We start from the raw sequence: 16,857 nt of genomic DNA on the forward strand, positions 1-16,857 counted from the left end.
ATTTACCTTTCTAGCAGTGCTTTGGCTTTTTCAGTATTTTTAAAATGCAGTTTGGCACAGAAGTTGAGCCCTTTCATGCCATAGACTTGAAGGATTTTGCTCGCAACCTTATCAGATGCAGTTCCTGCGCCACTTGGGAGTTGATAGCCTAGTTCTCGTCCAAGATTTTCCAAGTTTTCGAGAAAGAGATCCCGTGCGATGATGGAGCTGACTGCGACGGCTAGGTATTTTCCCTCGGCTTTTTCTTCCAAGCTGATCTTGTTTGGAAAACGATTGGCTTCTTGCACCAAGTAATTGTCATAGTTTTTAGGACTTGTAAAAGCATCAATCACGATTTTTTCTGGCTGGACTCCTTTTTGGAGAAGGAGAAAGATAGCCTGATTGTGAAGGGCAACCTTTACAGAAACAGCATTGTAACGCTTTCCGATAACTTCGTTGTACTTGCTCGGTGAGAGAAGGAGCGCTTGATGTTGGATCTTTTCCTTGAGGATAGGGGCAATCTGACGAATCTTTTGGTCTGTCAGAGTCTTGGAATCCCCCACACCGAGTTTTCGTAAGAAGTCATGCTGGTCAGGTGTCACGAAGGAAGCCACGACAGCAAGCCCACCAAAGTAGGAACCATTTCCCACCTCATCAGTTCCAATCATAGGAAAATTTTGTCCGTTGTTTTCTTGTTGAACTTTATAGCCAAAGAAAGTGGCGTATTGCTCAGCAGCTTCGCCCTGCAGGAGGACTTTTCCAGAAGTATAGATGGAAACCGTTGCCTGAGGGAAGCGCAAAAAATAGCGAATATAAGGATTTTTACTAGGGGCGAGAGCCTTCTGATACTGACTTAAAAAGCTCTGAATTTCCTGTTCACTTGGTGTGAGTGTGATACTTGCCATAGTTTCTATTGTACCACAAAAGCAGGAGAATTGGTAAAAACTGACAAAGTTAGCGAAATTTGGTATAATATCGTGAGGTGAATTTTATGGCAAATCTAAATCGATATAAGTTTACATTCGGAAAAAAGACATTAACCTTGACAACCGAGCATGACAACCTCTTTATGGAGGAAATCGCTAAGGTTGCGACTGAAAAATACCAAGCGATTAAGGAAAGAATGCCTGGGGCGGATGATGAAACCATTGCCCTCCTTTTAGCGATTAACAGCCTATCGACGCAGCTTAGTCGTGAGATTGAGTTTGACGATAAGGAGCAGGAGCTTAAAGACCTTCGAAATAAGCTAGTGGCAGTCAAGCAAGAGAAGAGCAAGATTGAGGATTCTCTATGATTTCGATCCTTCTCTTACTGGTTCTAGCTTGGGGTTTTTACATCGGCTACCGTAGAGGTCTGGTGCTGCAAGTTTATTATTTCCTCGTGGCAGTGATTTCAGCCTTTGTTGCTGGGCAGTTTTATAAATCGCTGGGAGATCAATTTCACTTGCTTGTCCCTTATGCTAATCCTCAGGAAGGGCAGGGTACCTTTTTCTTCCCTTCAGCCCAGCTTTTTCAACTAGATAAAGTCTTTTATGCGGGTCTGGCCTACCTCCTAGTTTTCGGAATTTGTTACAGTATCGGACGTTTTATCGGTTTGTTTCTTCATTTGATTCCAGTTAAAACACTAGGTGGCAAGTGGTTCCGGGTTAGTGCGGGGGCTTTGTCGCTATTGGTAACCTTATTTGTCTTGCAAATGGCTTTGACCATTCTTGCAACTGTGCCTATGGCAGCCGTTCAAAATTCACTTGAAAAAAGTATCGTAGCTAAACACATCATCCAAAGTATCCCTTTTACGACAAACCTTATCAAACAACTCTGGGTGACAAATTTAATCGGATAAAAAGGGCGGGATTTTTCCTAGCCCTTTGTTTACAGATTGGAGGAATAGGTCAAAAACCTCTAATTACTATAATCTTGTAAACAAATATACAAGGAAAGAATATGAATACAAAAATACTAGAAACCTTAGAATTTAATAAAATCAAGGCCTTGTTTGAACCTCATCTCCTGACAGAACAAGGACTAGAGGAGCTAAAAGGCTTGGCTCCAACTGCAAAGGTGGATAAGATCAAACAAGCCTTTATAGAGATGGAGGAAATGCAGGCACTTTTTGTGGAGCAACCCCACTTTACCATCCTAGCGACACGTGAGATTTCAGCTGTCTGCAAGCGTCTGGAGATGGGGGCGGACCTCAATATCGAGGAGTTCCTGCTTCTCAAACGGGTCTTGCTTGCTAGCAGAGAGTTGCAAAGTTTTTATGCCAATCTCGAAAATGTACGCTTGGATCAGTTGGCGAGATGGTTTGAAAAACTGCATGATTTTCCACAGTTGCAAGGGAATCTTCAAGCCCTAAATGACGCAGGATTTATCGAGAATTTTGCCAGCGAAGAACTAGCACGTATCCGTCGGAAAATCCATGATAGCGAGAGTCAGGTCCGAGATGTCTTGCAAGACTTGCTCAAACAAAAGGCTCAGATGTTGACGGAGGGCATAATTGCTAGCAGAAATGGCCGTCAGGTTTTACCTGTCAAGAACACCTATCGCAATAAGATTGTAGGTGTTGTCCATGACATCTCTGCTAGTGGAAACACGGTCTACATTGAGCCACGTGAGGTCGTGAAACTGAGCGAAGAAATCGCGAGTTTGCGAGCAGACGAACGCTATGAGATGATTCGCATCCTACAAGAGCTCTCAGAACGGGTCCGCCCTCATGCTGCTGAGATTGCTAATGACGCTTGGATTATCGGCCATTTAGACTTGATTCGTGCCAAGGTGCGTTTCATTCAAGAAAGACAAGCAGTCGTTCCTCAACTTTCAGAGAACCAAGAGATTCAACTCCTTCATGTTCGCCATCCTTTGGTCAAAAATGCAGTGGCAAACGATGTACATTTTGGTAAGGAATTAACGGCCATTGTCATTACAGGTCCCAATACTGGTGGGAAGACCATCATGCTCAAAACCCTGGGTTTGACCCAACTCATGGCCCAATCTGGATTGCCCGTTTTAGCTGATAAAGGAAGCCGTGTCGGTATTTTCGAAGAGATTTTCGCAGATATCGGGGATGAGCAGTCTATCGAGCAAAGCTTGTCTACCTTCTCCAGCCACATGACCAATATCGTAGATATTCTTGGCAAGGTCAACCAACATTCGCTCTTATTGCTAGATGAGCTTGGGGCAGGTACAGATCCGCAGGAAGGTGCAGCCCTTGCTATGGCTATTTTGGAGGATCTTCGTTTGCGTCAGGTCAAGACCATGGCGACGACCCACTATCCAGAACTCAAGGCTTATGGTATCGAGACAGCCTTTGTGCAAAATGCCAGCATGGAGTTTGATACAGCCAGCTTGCGTCCGACCTATCGCTTTATGCAGGGAGTTCCTGGCCGAAGTAATGCCTTTGAAATTGCCAAACGTCTGGGCTTGTCAGATGTCATCGTCGGGGATGCCAGTCAGCAGATCAATCAAGATAATGACGTCAACCGTATCATTGAACAATTAGAAGAGCAAACGCTTGAAAGCCGCAAACGCTTGGACAACATCCGTGAGGTGGAGCAAGAAAACCTCAAGATGAATCGAGCTCTTAAAAAACTCTACAACGAACTCAACCGTGAAAAGGAAACTGAGCTCAACAAGGCGCGTGAACAAGCCGCTGAAATTGTGGAGCTCGCTCTAAGTGAGAGTGACCAGATTCTCAAGAATCTTCACAGCAAGTCTCAACTCAAACCCCACGAAATCATTGAAGCCAAGGCTGAGCTGAAAAAACTGGCTCCTGAAAAAGTGGACTTGTCTAAAAACAAGGTCCTTCAAAAGGCCAAGAAAAAACGGACTCCAAAGGTGGGGGATGATATTGTGGTCCTCAGTTATGGACAACGTGGAACCTTGACCAATCAGCTTAAGGACGGGCGTTGGGAAGCCCAAGTCGGTTTGATCAAGATGACCTTGGAAGAGAAAGAATTTGACCTTGTTCAGGCTCAGCAAGAAGCCCCAGTCAAGAAAAAACAAGTCAATGTCGTCAAACGTGCTTCTGGTCGTGGTCCGCAAGCGAGGCTGGATCTCCGAGGCAAACGGTACGAAGAGGCTATGAATGAGCTGGACGCCTTTATCGACCAAGCCCTGCTCAATAACATGGCGCAAGTCGACATCATCCATGGTATCGGAACAGGAGTCATCCGTGAGGGCGTCACCAAATACCTGCAAAGAAACAAGCATGTCAAGAGTTTTGGCTATGCTCCACAAAATGCTGGAGGCAGTGGCGCAACCATTGTGACCTTTAAAGGTTAGTCATGACCACCTGTCTAACGGGTGGTTTGTCCCGAGGCTATAAGCTCAAATTACCAGCCAGCGCCTAAAGACGCTGGCTTTCACGTTGTTCAAGCCTTATTGCTCTTGACTCGTCACTTGTCTCTCAAAGAGGCTTTAGTATTACTTACCACTATCCCTAAAGGGATCCTCATATTCTTTTACACTCAATTTATCTAGTGCTATATCATGCTTTTCCTGTTCTTGGATATATTTCTTAATTGTGGCTTCATTGAGTCCCACCGTACTCACATAATAACTTTCTGCCCAGAAATGCCGATTCCCAAACTTGTACTTGAGATTGGCGTGTTCGTCGAACTCCCATTTGGGCATTTCTGGTATCAAGCCCCAAAAGCTTTGTTGGCGGAGTTTTTCACCCAGTCTGATTAGATTTTGTTTAGCTTCGTAATCATCCATAATTTCTTTATCTGTTAATTTGTTAATACTCGACAAGTATAACTCTCTTCGCCAAGGGAGTCCAGTCTATTTTGATGTAATATTTACAATCTAGAAATAGACTTCGAAATCAGAATCGAGAAAGTATTTCAGCATTAAAAGATAAGATATACGGGCAGGAAATGATATTAGAGAGCGTGGATTATATTTCATCTGGAAAAGCCTATTTACAGTCTATATCCAAAGTTAATTGGAGTTTTGAGTTTAAGTTTTGAAAATTTCGAAAGGAGACAACGACTTCCTTATCCTTAAACTCCTATGGTGTGATCTTTACTTACTACTAGAACTTATATAGCTTTTAATCTATCGATAAAGGATAACAACCACCTCTGAAAAATAGAATAAGTCGCCTGATGAAATAACCTAGAAACGGCGACGCTTCACCAACAAAATCTCACTCGAAGCGAATATTGATGTGAACGTCAAAAGAAAGCAAAAACAGCTAAACTTTTCAACTGTCTGAGCTATCAAGTCACGAATACAATCTGCAGAGAACTCAGTTCGTTCGAGCGTGTCTAGCAAGGCTTTAACTTCATCTGGTGCTTCGAGCTAGTAGGTGTATCGTAGGACTTTATCATCATCCAAATCCTTAAACGCCTCAAAGGTCTTTTCTTCTTCGACTTGCCTCCAGTTTACCTTGAAATTATCGAAATGTGACAGTTTAATTCTGTCTCCAACTTCCAATTCTAAGCAAGCCTGTCGATAAATATCATTAAGTCGTTCGGTATTTTTGAGTTCAGTAGCTAATGCTTGCTTTAATTTTTCTATAAAAACTCCTTTCAAGTTAGGTTTACTCTCTAAGAGAGATAACTCTCTTGAGTGAAAGAGTCGAGAGTTTTTTATTATTTTTTTAGGAAATACTTAGTAATGTGCTATAATTAATTAAAGACAAGCTTTAAGAAAGTAAATGTTAAGACTATGGCAATAACCTACAATAAACTTTGGAAATTACTGATAGATAAAAGTATGACAAAGACTGATTTGAAAAATATAACAGGAATGAATTCAGCTACTCTTGCTAATATGGGAAAAAATAAGTTTATTAGCTTGAGGATGGTTGATAAAATTTGTAAAGAGTTAGATTGTCAAATTGAAGACGTCGTTGAGTTTGTACGAGAGGAAAAATAATGATAAAAAATAAACCAACCTATGTTAGCCTATTTTCATCTGCTGGAGTTGGGTGCTATGGCTTTAAGTTAGAAAATTTTGAATGTATTGCTACCAATGAAATTATGGAGCGTAGATTAGCTATTCAGAAAAATAATAAAAAATGCCATTTTGAGACAGGTTATATTTCTGGTGATATCAAAGAAAAAGATATAAAACAAAAAATTTACAATGAAATTAAAAGATGGAAAAAAATGGGCAATGACCGAGTTGATGTTGTTGTTGCTACCCCTCCTTGTCAGGGAATGAGTGTTGCGAACCATAAGAAGAAATCTGATGAACTCAATCGAAATAGTCTCGTAAATGAGAGCGTTGAAATTGTAAAGGCTATCAAACCAAGATTTTTTATTTTTGAGAATGTTGCAGCATTTTGGAAAACAGGATGTCTTTCGAAAAATGGAGAAGTTATTGCAATTGGAGATATGATTGCTGAAGAGTTAGGGGAGACTTATATCATCGAGCATCGCATCCTTAATTTTAAAAATTACGGCTCCAACTCTTCACGACCACGGACATTAGTGATTGGTGTTGATAAGCAATTAGTTAACCAAATTGTCCCAAGTGAGCTGTTTCCAGAGTATGTAGAAGAAAAATCACTATTCGATATTATTGGGGATATGGAAGAATTAGATTGGGGACAATATAGTCAGCAGGATTTTTACCATAGTTTTAGGACATACCCTGAACATATGCGTTCTTGGATTCATGATGTTGAGCAGGGGAAGAGTGCTTTTGATAATGAAGATGATACCAAGAAGCCTCACAAAATTGTTGATGGTAAGTTAGTTATCAATCAGGCTAAAAACTCAGATAAATATACTCGCCAAGTTTATGACAAGGCTGCTGCTTGTATCCATACTCGGAATGACCAAATGGCTAGTCAAAACACTGTACATCCTATCCAAGACCGTGTATTTTCTATTCGAGAGTTAATGAGGTTGATGACAATTCCTGACCAATTTAGATGGATTGATAGAGATTTGGAGGAGTTAAATAATCTAACCTATGAGGAGAAGAGGAAATTATCTAAAAAAGAAGAAATGAATATTCGTCAAAGTATTGGCGAAGCTGTTCCAACAGCAATTTTTCAAAATATAGCTAAAAAAATAAATGACTTTCTTAGCAAAGTTTCTCTTTCAGAATTTGATGTAGAAAAGTTAATTATCAATGAGAGGTTAGATAATTTTGAGTCTTTGAAGTCATTCATATTGGAAAATAGAAATAAATTCTCACTCTCAACATTATCATCTATTATCGAATTGGCTAATTCCAAACGTCAAAACAATTCAGCCTACTTTACAAATAAATTCATTATTCAAGAAATTTTAGAAGATCTACCTAATTTTGAAAAAAATCACATTTCAATAATAGAACCGTCGGTAGGTTCAGGTAACTTTTTACCCTTTATCTTTCACAAATATGCAGACAAACAAATTGATTTGACCGTTGTTGATGTAGATAAAGAGGTACTTGAATTATTGAAACTGCTTTACGATAATAATACGCCATCAAACGTTCATATTAACTATGTTCATTCAGACTATATGGTTTTTGAACATGATAGGGTTGATTTAATTATTGGCAATCCTCCTTTTACGAAACTAAATGCTAAAGAATCCGTACTCTATAAAAAATACAATTTCAATGATGAATCAACCAATCTTGCGGAATTTATCCTCGAAAAAGCTGTTTGTTCCGCTGATTATGTTTCTATGATTATGCCCAAAAATATACTAAATACCCCTGAATACTATAAAACTCGGTTATTTTTAGAGGAATACGATGTCTATAGCATAGTAGATTTTGGAGAAAAAGGATTTAAAGGTGTTTTGATTGAAACGATAAACCTAGCAATTAAGACTATTGAGGATAAAGCTAATAGTGTAAAGATTAGGTCACTGGCTAAAAATATAACTTATCATCAGAAAAAGAGCTACATCTTTTCAAAAGACCTTCCGTATTGGGTAATTTATCGTAATGCTCAATTTGACGAAGTATTTTCTAAGATGAATTTTGGAATTTTTGATGTTTTTAGAGATAGGCAAATCACAAATTCAAATTCTGAGTTGCAGCCAAATGATAATGATGATATTCGAGTTTTGAAATCTCGAAATATTAGTGATGATGGCAAAAAGGTTATCGATATACCAAATTATGATGCTTATATTTCTCGAAAAAATGTAAGCAAAATGGCTACATTTAAGTATCTGAATGATGAAACAGTATATCTGACTCCCAATATGAGTTATAAACCTAGGGTTATGAAAAAACCAACTGGTGTCGTAACAAATGGCTCGTTGGCAATTCTTATTCCTAAGAAAAATGTTTCGTTAACAGAACGACAGCGGTCATATTTTTCAACAAATGAGTATAGGGAATTTTACCAAATTGCTAGAAATTATCAAACACGTTCATTGAATATTGACAAGACCAGTAGCTATTGGTTCGGAGCTTTGAAATAAAGGAGAGATTAAATGAGAATTGATTTTAGCACAAACAATCCACGGTGGGGAATTTCTGGGATTTCTTTTGCGACTCTGGAGGAGTATGTTTATGTATTAGGTTTTTTGACTAATACTCGTCATTATCAGAGTTATGATGGTTCGCCTCATACGCCTTATGATAAATCTGTAGAAATAAAAATAGAGGGTAACTATGTTGACGGGGCATGGGCGAAAGAGTGTCGCATTCATTATCTTAAAGATGAGTCAAGCTTAAGAAATCTGTCTCAATCTTTAAGTGATGCCAGTTCTGCTGGCCGTCCAACTCATGGAATTATAGCGAGGATAAATTCAAATGAATTTATTAACCACTTAATTTCGGATTATAATTTTGATGTTTCACGTACGGGTCGTTATAGTGAGTTTGTCTTACCTCCATTGAAGGATATTGTTTTAGCGAAATTGGAAAATTCACTGCTAAATGACGGATTGGACGTAGATGGATTTATCGGGATATTTGAAGAGGGGTTTAACCTATGACTATTGAGCAGTTTTTATCACAATTTGATTATGACATTCGTAAATCTAAAGATGCTCGATGGATAGACCAGAAATGTACCTACGATGTCCTTTCAATTATTGCAGACTGTATTTTAGAGTATGTAAGAGAAGACGTCTCTAGAGAATTTACCGTTTCTGATATTTGGCACAATGACTATACGAGAGATAATGTTTTAGAAATTTTTACTAAACCTGATACTGAGTCTAAAAAGGCAAGTAATGAATATGATAAATATTTTGGTCAGCCGATTAAATTATTTGGATATAGTCATATCCTAACTGTACGAAAAGCAGGCACTCGTTATTTTTATCAGGTTAATAATGTTGAATTGTTAGAGTATATTGCACTTCGACCAACTAATGCATTGAAATTTCTTTTCTTATATATTCAAAAAGTCCTATCGGATAGTGAGCTTTACTCTGAATTTGAGCGCTTCTTTGAACAGCAGACTAAGGATGCTTACAAGCGACTTCGTGATGCATTTATTCAATTTACCATTGCCAATACTTCGATAAATGGTGATGTAGAGTGCGGAAGGATTTTTACTAAAATATTGAATCCACTTGCTTTCAAATTAAAGAAGCAGGGAACTATTCGAGGGATGATTTCTAAAAATATAATCACTCTAAATGATTTGCAGTATAACCGAGTAAATTGGCGAGATGAACTATCTGGTAAAGAAAAAAACGAAACGAGAGCAGAATATAGTTTGACTGTTGAGCAGCATCAAGCCAAGGCTCTTGCGAAATATGCGGTTGATAAGGCGAAACGCCAAGTTAGACGATTTAACGATAAATGGCGTAATGGTGTTTCCGAAATTCATCAGGTCACAGAACAAGTTAAAGCAACCCAAGCGCATCATATCTTTCCGCAATCAGAATTTCCTGAAATTGCTGATTACTTGGAAAATCTTATCATGATTACACCGAATCAACACTTTAGTATGGCTCATCCAAACAACCAAACTATCTATATTGATAGGGATTTTCAGTATATTTGTTTATTAGCGAAAGCATCTCGAATTATGGTGAATTTAACATCTTCGTCAGAACCTGATTTTTATGACTTTAATGATTATCGATTTGTTTTAAATACTGGTTTGGAGACAGACGAATTTGACTCGGTTAGTGATTTAAATTTTGCCTCTATTGTTGATAAAATAGACATTCATTATAGTGATTGTTCTAGGTATACTGATTTAGTGATTGATAATAAACCAATTTATTAAAGGGGATTATGGTAGCAAGTAATACAGAGTATTTTATGTCAGATATGGATGATAAGACGCACTGTTTTTATATTTCGTTCGATTTAGGTGACGACGGAGAAATTTATCAAAAAATTGACGACTGATCAGAAGATATCTTTGATGATATTGCAAATTTTGCGCTTGGAAAACCAAAAGCATTAGAACTCGCTCAAGACTCCCCTCGGAAAGCTCATAGAGAAAGGAGAAGATTGCTCTATAATATTGATGAAGTAAAAAGTGCGAACGAATACTACTTAAGTAAACAATATTCAAAGGAAGATGATAGATATCTGAACAGAGGTGAGTTTGGGGAATTGATTCTATATCATTTACTTGATAGAAAGTTGAATAAGCCTCAATTAATATCTAAATTATATTTCAAAGATTCATTTAATGCAGTAGTTCACGGATTTGATGCTGTTCACTATGATACACAAAATAACGACCTGTGGTTGGGCGAGAGTAAGTTCTATTGATACGCTACTGCAAACGATGAAAGCTATTTCGCACGGTTTAGATAACGCTAGCAATAAAAGTTATAAACATGTAACACTTATAGTTTACAAAATCTCTAAAGGTAATATTAAAAATGTAATTGATAGTGAAGTACAATATCAATCAGAGAAAGTTAGAGATAAGGGCTTGCACGAAGTATATAATGAAGTAATCTTTGATATATTTAAGTTCATGAGAACTGAAGCGAAATTCAAAATCCCTAAAAAATTGTCCGTTTTACAGAGTATTGTAAATTATATTTTGAAAGATAAGATAGCGGACTATTCGTTATTTATAGCCAAGTTGGAGAATGAGGGGGTTGGTGGATTGAAAAGTATCCTACTAGATTACGGAGTTCCATCTACTGCAATCAAAAAAATTCGTACAAATTTAGATTCGGTTGAAATAATTGATTATATAAAAAGTAATTTAGATAGCTTAAATTTTACCGATTACGAGAGGGAAATAATTAAGAGATTATAAAAACGCCAAATTTTCATACCATTTGGAAGTTGAATAGTAGTGGGGACAAACTAGAGAAGGTTAAAGAAGCTAATACAGAGGATGAAGTCAGTCCAGTTACTCAAATGAATCTATCTAGTCTGACTTGGAAATCTGTAGCAGAAAAATTTGCTGCAACAGCTTCTTCATCAAATCAAAATACTTCTGGGGAGATGGATATTAATGCCATAAAAAATGGAGATTTCTCTAGTATTGAGGGAACTTGGGAACTACCTGGTGGGGAAGGAAAACTTATGTTTGATAAGTACGGATTAATTAGTTCGGACAATCAGTCTATTTATTTAGAAGGGGCAAGTATAGTAAACGGGTATTTAATTGCAAGGATTGGACAGCCGACTGCATCGGCAACCATGTACTTTATTCCAGCTGTCTCAAGATTACCAGATGAAAGTGATAAGACAGATAGATCAGATTCTACTAGAGATCGTATGGTATTTTATCAAGCACATACAAGTTGGGGAGAAGCAGATAGATTTCACTACAGAGTCAAATAAGAATTTCCAAAATATATTGACAAAGGCTAACTTTTCTTGTAGAATAATAAAAAATAAAATACCAACACCGAATGAAGTTTAATAGAAATGGAGAAAGGTTTGTTTTCCATGACTGTAAATGGACGGAACTCTGGAGAGACCGTAAAGGCACCGAAGGGGCAAGGCAGGCAACTGCTCAAACTCTCAGGTAAAAGGACAGAGCTAAGATAGACCGCTTTTTAGCATTTATCTAAGCATTCCAGAGTACATGTATCTTGCGTGTGCTCTTTCTTTTGGGGTTGAAAAGATAGGAGAAGGATATGTTAGAATTGCTAAAAGCGCTTGATGCTTTCGTTTGGGGGCCTCCCCTTTTAATCTTATTGGTCGGAACGGGTATCTATTTGACCATCCGACTAGGTCTTTTGCAGGTGGCTCGTCTCCCTAAGGCCTTTCAGTTAATTTTCACCAAGGACAAGGGGCACGGCGATGTGTCGAGCTTTGCTGCCTTATGTACAGCCCTTGCAGCTACTGTTGGAACGGGAAATATCATCGGGGTCGCGACAGCCATCAAGGTTGGTGGGCCAGGGGCCCTCTTTTGGATGTGGATGGCAGCATTCTTTGGGATGGCAACCAAGTATGCTGAAGGCTTGCTGGCCATCAAATACCGTAGCAAGGATGCAAATGGAGCTGTAGCTGGAGGACCCATGCACTACATCCTTTTGGGAATGGGAGAAAAGTGGCGTTCACTTGCTATCTTCTTTGCCCTAGCGGGTGTATTGGTAGCTCTTCTAGGGATTGGTACCTTTACCCAAGTCAATTCGATTACAGAATCCATTCAAAATACAGCCCAAGTTGATCCAGCTATCACGGCTCTCGTTTTGTCTGTTTTTGTAGCGATTGCAGTCTTTGGTGGCCTCAAATCCATTTCAAAAGTTTCGACAGCAGTCGTTCCTTTTATGGCTATTGTCTATATTTTAGGAACTCTTACAGTTATTCTCTTTAATATCGAGAAAATCCCAGCCACACTTGTCCTCATCTTTACTTCAGCCTTTAGTCCAGCTGCTGCCGTAGGTGGTTTTGCAGGTGCCAGCATTCGGATGGCTATCCAAAATGGTGTGGCGCGAGGAGTCTTCTCTAACGAATCTGGTCTTGGTTCAGCTCCCATTGCAGCGGCTGCAGCTAAGACTAATGAGCCTGTCGAGCAAGGCTTGATTTCCATGACAGGAACCTTTATTGATACTTTGATTATATGTACTCTGACAGGTCTAACAATCTTAGTAACTGGTGTTTGGAGCGGAGATTTAAATGGTGTTGCCTTGACCCAGTCAGCCTTTTCAACAGTTTTTTCACACTTTGGACCAGCTCTTTTGACTATCTTCCTTGCACTCTTTGCCTTTACGACGATTCTCGGATGGAACTACTACGGAGAGCGCTGTTTCGAGTTTCTCTTCGGTGTTCGTTTTATCTGGTTCTACCGTGTGGTCTTTGTGCTCATGGTCTTGTTGGGAGGATTTATCGAGTTGGATATGGTTTGGATTATCGCAGACATTGTAAATGCCTTGATGGCTCTGCCAAACTTGATTGCCCTCTTGGTCTTGTCTCCAGTCGTCATTGCTGAGACTAAAAAGTATTTTGATAAATAATGAAATCACACATGGCGTGTGATTTTTTTGCTTTCATAAAAAATTTCTATCGGTGCAATTTAAAATATATATTATGCAAGGTATAGAATCTGTGATAGACTAGGTTTCAACAAAATGAAAAGAGGTTTTATAATGACAACATTTACAATCCATACAGTAGAATCAGCACCAGCAGAAGTGAAAGAAGTTCTTGAAACAGTAGAAAAAGATAACAATGGTTATATTCCCAACCTAATCGGACTCTTGGCAAATGCCCCAACTGCTTTAGAAGCCTACCGAACTGTCGGAGCTATCAACCGTCGCAATAGCTTAACACCCGTTGAGCGTGAAGTGGTGCAAATCACAGCTGCCGTAACCAATGGTTGTGCTTTCTGCGTCGCAGGTCACACAGCCTTTTCAATCAAACAAATCCAGATGAATGATGATCTTCTCCAAGCTCTCCGCAACCGTACTCCAATCGAGACAGATCCCAAATTGGACACCCTAGCTAAGTTTACCTTGGCAGTTATCAATACCAAGGGGCGTGTAGGAGATGAAGCCTTAGCTGAGTTTTAGAAGCTGGCTACAGCCAACAAAATGCCTTGGATGTGGTTCTTGGTGTCAGCCTAGCCAGCCTCTGTAACTATGCTAACAACCTAGCCAATACACCAATTAACCCAGAATTACAACCTTATGCCTAGTTCGAATCAGAAAGAAAAAATGAAGACTGAGCAATCCAGTCTTCATTTTTCTATGCTATTTTAAGCGTTTTTATGCTATACTAATAATAACATGATTATTGGAGGCTCGGATGAAAAAGCTCCCCTTGGTATTCTCTGGCTGTTTATTAGGTTTAGCAGGTGCAGGAAATTTGATTGCAGATACTTTGCCTGTTCTGTCGCATTTATTGAGTCTGACTGGTTTAGTTTTGTGGATTTTCTTTCTGATTCTTCATCTTTTTAATTGGGAAGAAACCAAGAAAGAATTGACCAAGCCCCCTCTTTTATCTGGGATGGCCACCTTTCCCATGGCTGGGATGATTTTAGCGACCTATGTCTTTCGCGTATTCCCTGCTCTTCCTATAGTAGCACAAGGAATCTGGTGGTTTTCCTTTCTCTTGGATTTGGCGTTGATTGCTACTTTCACCATCAAATTTGCCTGTCCGGGTCGGAGGGTCAATGCGACTCCTAGCTGGACGGTGCTCTATGTGGGGATAGCAGTAGCTGCCTTGACCTATCCTCTGGTAGGCATTATCGAGATTGCCTACCTAACGGTGACTTTCGGCTTTCTCGCTACTTGTTTTCTTTATCCGTTGATTTACAGTGATCTAAAGAAACAGCCATTGACTCCAGCTCTACTAGGGCAAGAAGGAATCTACTGTGCTCCTTTTTCTTTGCTCTTAGCAGCTCTGGTGCGTATCGGTGGAGTTACCCTTCCGACCTGGGCCTTGTTACTGCTGATGCTTGTCTCTCAGTCGTTTTTCATCTTCGTTTTAACTCGCCTGCCCAATATTTTAAAACAAGGCTTTCAACCAGCCTTCTCAGCCCTCACCTTCCCAACCATTATCACAGCTACCTCGCTCAAGATGGCTCAGGGAATTTTGAAACTTCCATTTCTGGATTATCTGGTGTTTGCTGAAACGGTTATATGCCTCACTATTTTACTCTTTGTCTTGAGTGGTTATCTGATTTGGTTACGAAAAAAGGTCTAGCTATTATCTAGCTAGGCCTTATTTTTTATGGTTTGATAACTTCAGCGCCACCCATGTATGGACGAAGTGCTTCTGGAATAGTCACAGATCCATCTTCATTTTGATAGTTTTCAAGAATAGCAGCCACTGTACGTCCAACTGCAAGTCCAGAACCGTTCAAGGTATGAAGAAGTTTCACCTTGCCATCTGCTTCATCACGGTAACGAATTTGGGCACGACGGGCTTGGAAATCTTCAGTATTTGAACAGCTTGAGATTTCACGGTAGGTATTTTGTGCTGGGATCCAAACTTCCAAATCGTAAGTCTTGGCAGCTGAGAAGCCCATGTCTCCAGTAGAGAGCGCGACCACACGGTATGGAAGATTGAGTTTTTGAAGAATATTTTCAGCGTTGGCTGTCATTTTTTCTAATTCTTCATAAGATTCTTCTGGTTTGGCAAATTTAACCATTTCAACCTTGTGGAATTGGTGCAAACGAATCAAGCCACGAGTATCACGGCCAGCAGAACCCGCTTCAGAACGGAAAGATGGACTCATAGCAGTGAAGTAGATTGGCAGGTCTTTACCGTCAAGGATTTCATCACGGTAGTAGTTTGTAAGAGGCACTTCAGCAGTAGGAATGAGTACATAGTTGGTGTCACTCAATTCAAAGGTATCTTCCTTGAATTTTGGATATTGACCAGTACCAAACATAGAATCATGGTTAACCATGTAAGGCGTGATGACTTCTGTGTAGCCTTCCTTGCCATGCTCATCCAACATAAAGTTGTAGATGGCACGTTCCAAACGAGCTCCAAGTCCTTTATAGAAGAGGAAGCGAGCTCCCGTCACTTTTCCACCACGTTCCCAGTCAAGGATACCAAGGTCTTCACCCAGATCCCAGTGAGCTTTTGGCTCAAAGTCAAACTCGCGCGGAGTTCCCCAACGGCGAACTTCAACGTTGTCATCCTCATCAGCTCCAACAGGAACGCTGTCAGCTGGGATGTTTGGAAGTGTAGTCGTAAATTCTGTCAATTTAGCATCGATTTCTGCCAATTCAGCATCGAGAGATTTTACTTCAGCAGAGAGAGCTTGCATAGCAGCAATCTTGTCATCAGCATTTTCCTTATTACGCTTGGCTTGAGCAATCTCTGCAGAAACTGTGTTACGTTCTGCCTTGAGGTTTTCGACCTTGACCAAGATATCACGACGTTTAGCGTCGATTTCTTTCATTTCGTTAAGGATAGCAGCATCTACACCACGTGTAGCCAATTTTTCAGCGACAGCATCAAAGTCTGTACGAATACGTTTGATATCTAACATAAAAACTCCTTTATGAAAAAAGCACACCTAACAAAGCGTTGGAGTGGCAAGGCCACGGTTCCATCCAACTTCACAGGTGTGCACTTGATTCTGTATTTAATTGTTGATAACGGTAGAATTTCACCTATCCCTCCTATCTGCTCGCAGCACCCGCAGACTTTCTGAAAGAAGAGGATAACCTACTTATCCGTTGCTATGATTATACTAAAGTTTCTACTTTTTTGCAAATAGATTTTTAAATTTTTGTCCAATGGTCTGGAGCAGAGTCGGAAGTTTCACAACCTTGTCATTTCCTAATTTTTCCCGAGCGATTTTGAGGATAGCCCCAGAGTCTTTTGAGGCAAAGAGGAATTTACCTTGATCGGTGAAGACTTCAAAGTGACGGCTGATTTTGCGGCCACTTACGTTGGCTCCGATTTGCTGAATGCTGGACCAGGGGATCTGGATATATTGTTCGACATTGACATCGGGATAAAACTCCAAGGCTTGGTCCCCGACTAGAAATTTTCCAACTTTTCCAGAGATAGAGAGGTAAGATGTTCCAGTGGTTTGGAGGTCAATGACTTTATTGAGAGATTGGGCCAT

The 16,857-nt window shown here is 39.7% G+C and carries 15 protein-coding genes, 2 pseudogenes and 1 riboswitch; of the genes and pseudogenes, 13 read left to right on the forward strand and 4 right to left on the reverse strand.

Annotation, left to right across the window (positions count from 1 at the left end):
* Positions 1-2: 2 nt before the first annotated feature.
* The gene (gene rnhC, locus D8802_RS02815; RefSeq protein ID WP_125394715.1) at positions 3-884 is read right to left on the reverse strand and encodes a ribonuclease HIII; all 882 of its coding nucleotides are present in this window, start codon (positions 882-884) and stop codon (positions 3-5) included.
* A gap of 86 nt (positions 885-970) precedes the next feature.
* Between rnhC and zapA the strand changes: the two genes are divergently transcribed.
* The 3 genes from zapA to D8802_RS02830 all read left to right on the forward strand — a co-directional run bounded on the left by zapA (position 971) and on the right by D8802_RS02830 (position 4,256).
* Positions 971-1,273, forward strand: a complete 303-nt coding sequence (gene zapA / locus D8802_RS02820) for a cell division protein ZapA (protein WP_125394716.1) — start codon at positions 971-973, stop codon at positions 1,271-1,273.
* Positions 1,270-1,818, forward strand: coding sequence for a CvpA family protein (locus tag D8802_RS02825; protein WP_125394717.1), 549 nt, complete (start codon positions 1,270-1,272; stop codon positions 1,816-1,818). The genes zapA and D8802_RS02825 overlap by 4 nt, the downstream gene beginning before the upstream one ends.
* Positions 1,819-1,919: 101 nt before the next feature.
* Entirely contained in the window at positions 1,920-4,256 is a 2,337-nt protein-coding gene (locus tag D8802_RS02830) for an endonuclease MutS2 (RefSeq protein WP_125394718.1), read from the forward strand.
* A 141-nt stretch (positions 4,257-4,397) separates the two neighbouring features.
* Here the strand turns inward: D8802_RS02830 and D8802_RS02835 are convergent.
* Positions 4,398-4,592: pseudogene (locus D8802_RS02835) on the reverse strand (transposase); the annotation flags it as partial.
* Between the two features lie 1,056 nt (positions 4,593-5,648).
* Here D8802_RS02835 and D8802_RS02840 point away from each other — a divergent pair.
* The 10 genes and pseudogenes from D8802_RS02840 to D8802_RS02885 all read left to right on the forward strand — a co-directional run bounded on the left by D8802_RS02840 (position 5,649) and on the right by D8802_RS02885 (position 14,972).
* Complete coding sequence (locus D8802_RS02840) at positions 5,649-5,858, forward strand: helix-turn-helix domain-containing protein (protein WP_049493008.1); 210 nt, start codon at positions 5,649-5,651, stop codon at positions 5,856-5,858.
* A complete protein-coding gene (locus tag D8802_RS02845; protein WP_125394719.1) occupies positions 5,858-8,359 on the forward strand; it encodes a DNA cytosine methyltransferase in 2,502 nt (833 codons plus the stop codon). Before D8802_RS02840 ends, D8802_RS02845 begins: the two co-directional genes overlap by 1 nt.
* 12 nt (positions 8,360-8,371) lie before the next feature.
* Entirely contained in the window at positions 8,372-8,878 is a 507-nt protein-coding gene (locus D8802_RS02850) for a hypothetical protein (RefSeq protein ID WP_125394720.1), read from the forward strand.
* A complete protein-coding gene (locus tag D8802_RS02855; RefSeq protein WP_125394721.1) occupies positions 8,875-10,128 on the forward strand; it encodes a fibronectin type III domain-containing protein in 1,254 nt (417 codons plus the stop codon). Before D8802_RS02850 ends, D8802_RS02855 begins: the two co-directional genes overlap by 4 nt.
* Positions 10,129-10,274: 146 nt before the next feature.
* Entirely contained in the window at positions 10,275-10,625 is a 351-nt protein-coding gene (locus D8802_RS02860; protein WP_260468401.1) for a HamA C-terminal domain-containing protein, read from the forward strand.
* Positions 10,626-10,641: 16 nt separating this feature from the next.
* A complete protein-coding gene (locus tag D8802_RS02865; RefSeq protein ID WP_185758185.1) occupies positions 10,642-11,127 on the forward strand; it encodes a hypothetical protein in 486 nt (161 codons plus the stop codon).
* A gap of 29 nt (positions 11,128-11,156) precedes the next feature.
* Entirely contained in the window at positions 11,157-11,660 is a 504-nt protein-coding gene (locus tag D8802_RS02870) for a DUF6287 domain-containing protein (RefSeq protein ID WP_125394722.1), read from the forward strand.
* A 120-nt stretch (positions 11,661-11,780) separates the two neighbouring features.
* Positions 11,781-11,869: riboswitch (glycine riboswitch) on the forward strand.
* Positions 11,870-11,959: 90 nt separating this feature from the next.
* Positions 11,960-13,282 (forward strand): alanine/glycine:cation symporter family protein, encoded by a 1,323-nt coding sequence (locus D8802_RS02875; RefSeq protein ID WP_125394723.1) that lies wholly within the window; start codon positions 11,960-11,962, stop codon positions 13,280-13,282.
* A gap of 132 nt (positions 13,283-13,414) precedes the next feature.
* Positions 13,415-13,962 (forward strand): annotated as a pseudogene (locus tag D8802_RS02880) (carboxymuconolactone decarboxylase family protein).
* A gap of 110 nt (positions 13,963-14,072) precedes the next feature.
* Positions 14,073-14,972 (forward strand): TDT family transporter, encoded by a 900-nt coding sequence (locus D8802_RS02885; protein ID WP_125394724.1) that lies wholly within the window; start codon positions 14,073-14,075, stop codon positions 14,970-14,972.
* 25 nt (positions 14,973-14,997) lie between these two features.
* Here D8802_RS02885 and serS read toward each other — a convergent pair whose 3' ends face one another.
* Both serS and D8802_RS02895 read right to left on the reverse strand, forming a co-directional pair.
* Positions 14,998-16,272, reverse strand: coding sequence for a serine--tRNA ligase (gene serS / locus D8802_RS02890; protein WP_125394725.1), 1,275 nt, complete (start codon positions 16,270-16,272; stop codon positions 14,998-15,000).
* A 213-nt stretch (positions 16,273-16,485) separates the two neighbouring features.
* A complete protein-coding gene (locus D8802_RS02895) occupies positions 16,486-16,857 on the reverse strand; it encodes a DUF956 family protein (RefSeq protein ID WP_000079370.1) in 372 nt (123 codons plus the stop codon).

Source organism: Streptococcus oralis (assembly GCF_003943395.1).
Classification (GTDB): domain Bacteria; phylum Bacillota; class Bacilli; order Lactobacillales; family Streptococcaceae; genus Streptococcus; species Streptococcus oralis_BF.

Bases quoted from the DNA above. Each gene is read 5' to 3' on its own strand.
- zapA (WP_125394716.1), top strand. From the start codon at position 971: ATGGCAAATCTAAATCGATATAAGTTTACATTCGGAAAAAAGACATTA.
- D8802_RS02830 (WP_125394718.1), top strand. From the start codon at position 1,920: ATGAATACAAAAATACTAGAAACCTTAGAATTTAATAAAATCAAGGCC.
- D8802_RS02885 (WP_125394724.1), top strand. From the start codon at position 14,073: ATGAAAAAGCTCCCCTTGGTATTCTCTGGCTGTTTATTAGGTTTAGCA.
- D8802_RS02895 (WP_000079370.1), bottom strand. From the start codon at position 16,857: ATGGCCCAATCTCTCAATAAAGTCATTGACCTCCAAACCACTGGAACA.
- rnhC (WP_125394715.1), bottom strand. From the start codon at position 884: ATGGCAAGTATCACACTCACACCAAGTGAACAGGAAATTCAGAGCTTT.
- D8802_RS02840 (WP_049493008.1), top strand. From the start codon at position 5,649: ATGGCAATAACCTACAATAAACTTTGGAAATTACTGATAGATAAAAGT.
- D8802_RS02855 (WP_125394721.1), top strand. From the start codon at position 8,875: ATGACTATTGAGCAGTTTTTATCACAATTTGATTATGACATTCGTAAA.
- serS (WP_125394725.1), bottom strand. From the start codon at position 16,272: ATGTTAGATATCAAACGTATTCGTACAGACTTTGATGCTGTCGCTGAA.
- D8802_RS02845 (WP_125394719.1), top strand. From the start codon at position 5,858: ATGATAAAAAATAAACCAACCTATGTTAGCCTATTTTCATCTGCTGGA.
- D8802_RS02865 (WP_185758185.1), top strand. From the start codon at position 10,642: ATGAAAGCTATTTCGCACGGTTTAGATAACGCTAGCAATAAAAGTTAT.
- D8802_RS02825 (WP_125394717.1), top strand. From the start codon at position 1,270: ATGATTTCGATCCTTCTCTTACTGGTTCTAGCTTGGGGTTTTTACATC.
- D8802_RS02875 (WP_125394723.1), top strand. From the start codon at position 11,960: ATGTTAGAATTGCTAAAAGCGCTTGATGCTTTCGTTTGGGGGCCTCCC.
- D8802_RS02850 (WP_125394720.1), top strand. From the start codon at position 8,372: ATGAGAATTGATTTTAGCACAAACAATCCACGGTGGGGAATTTCTGGG.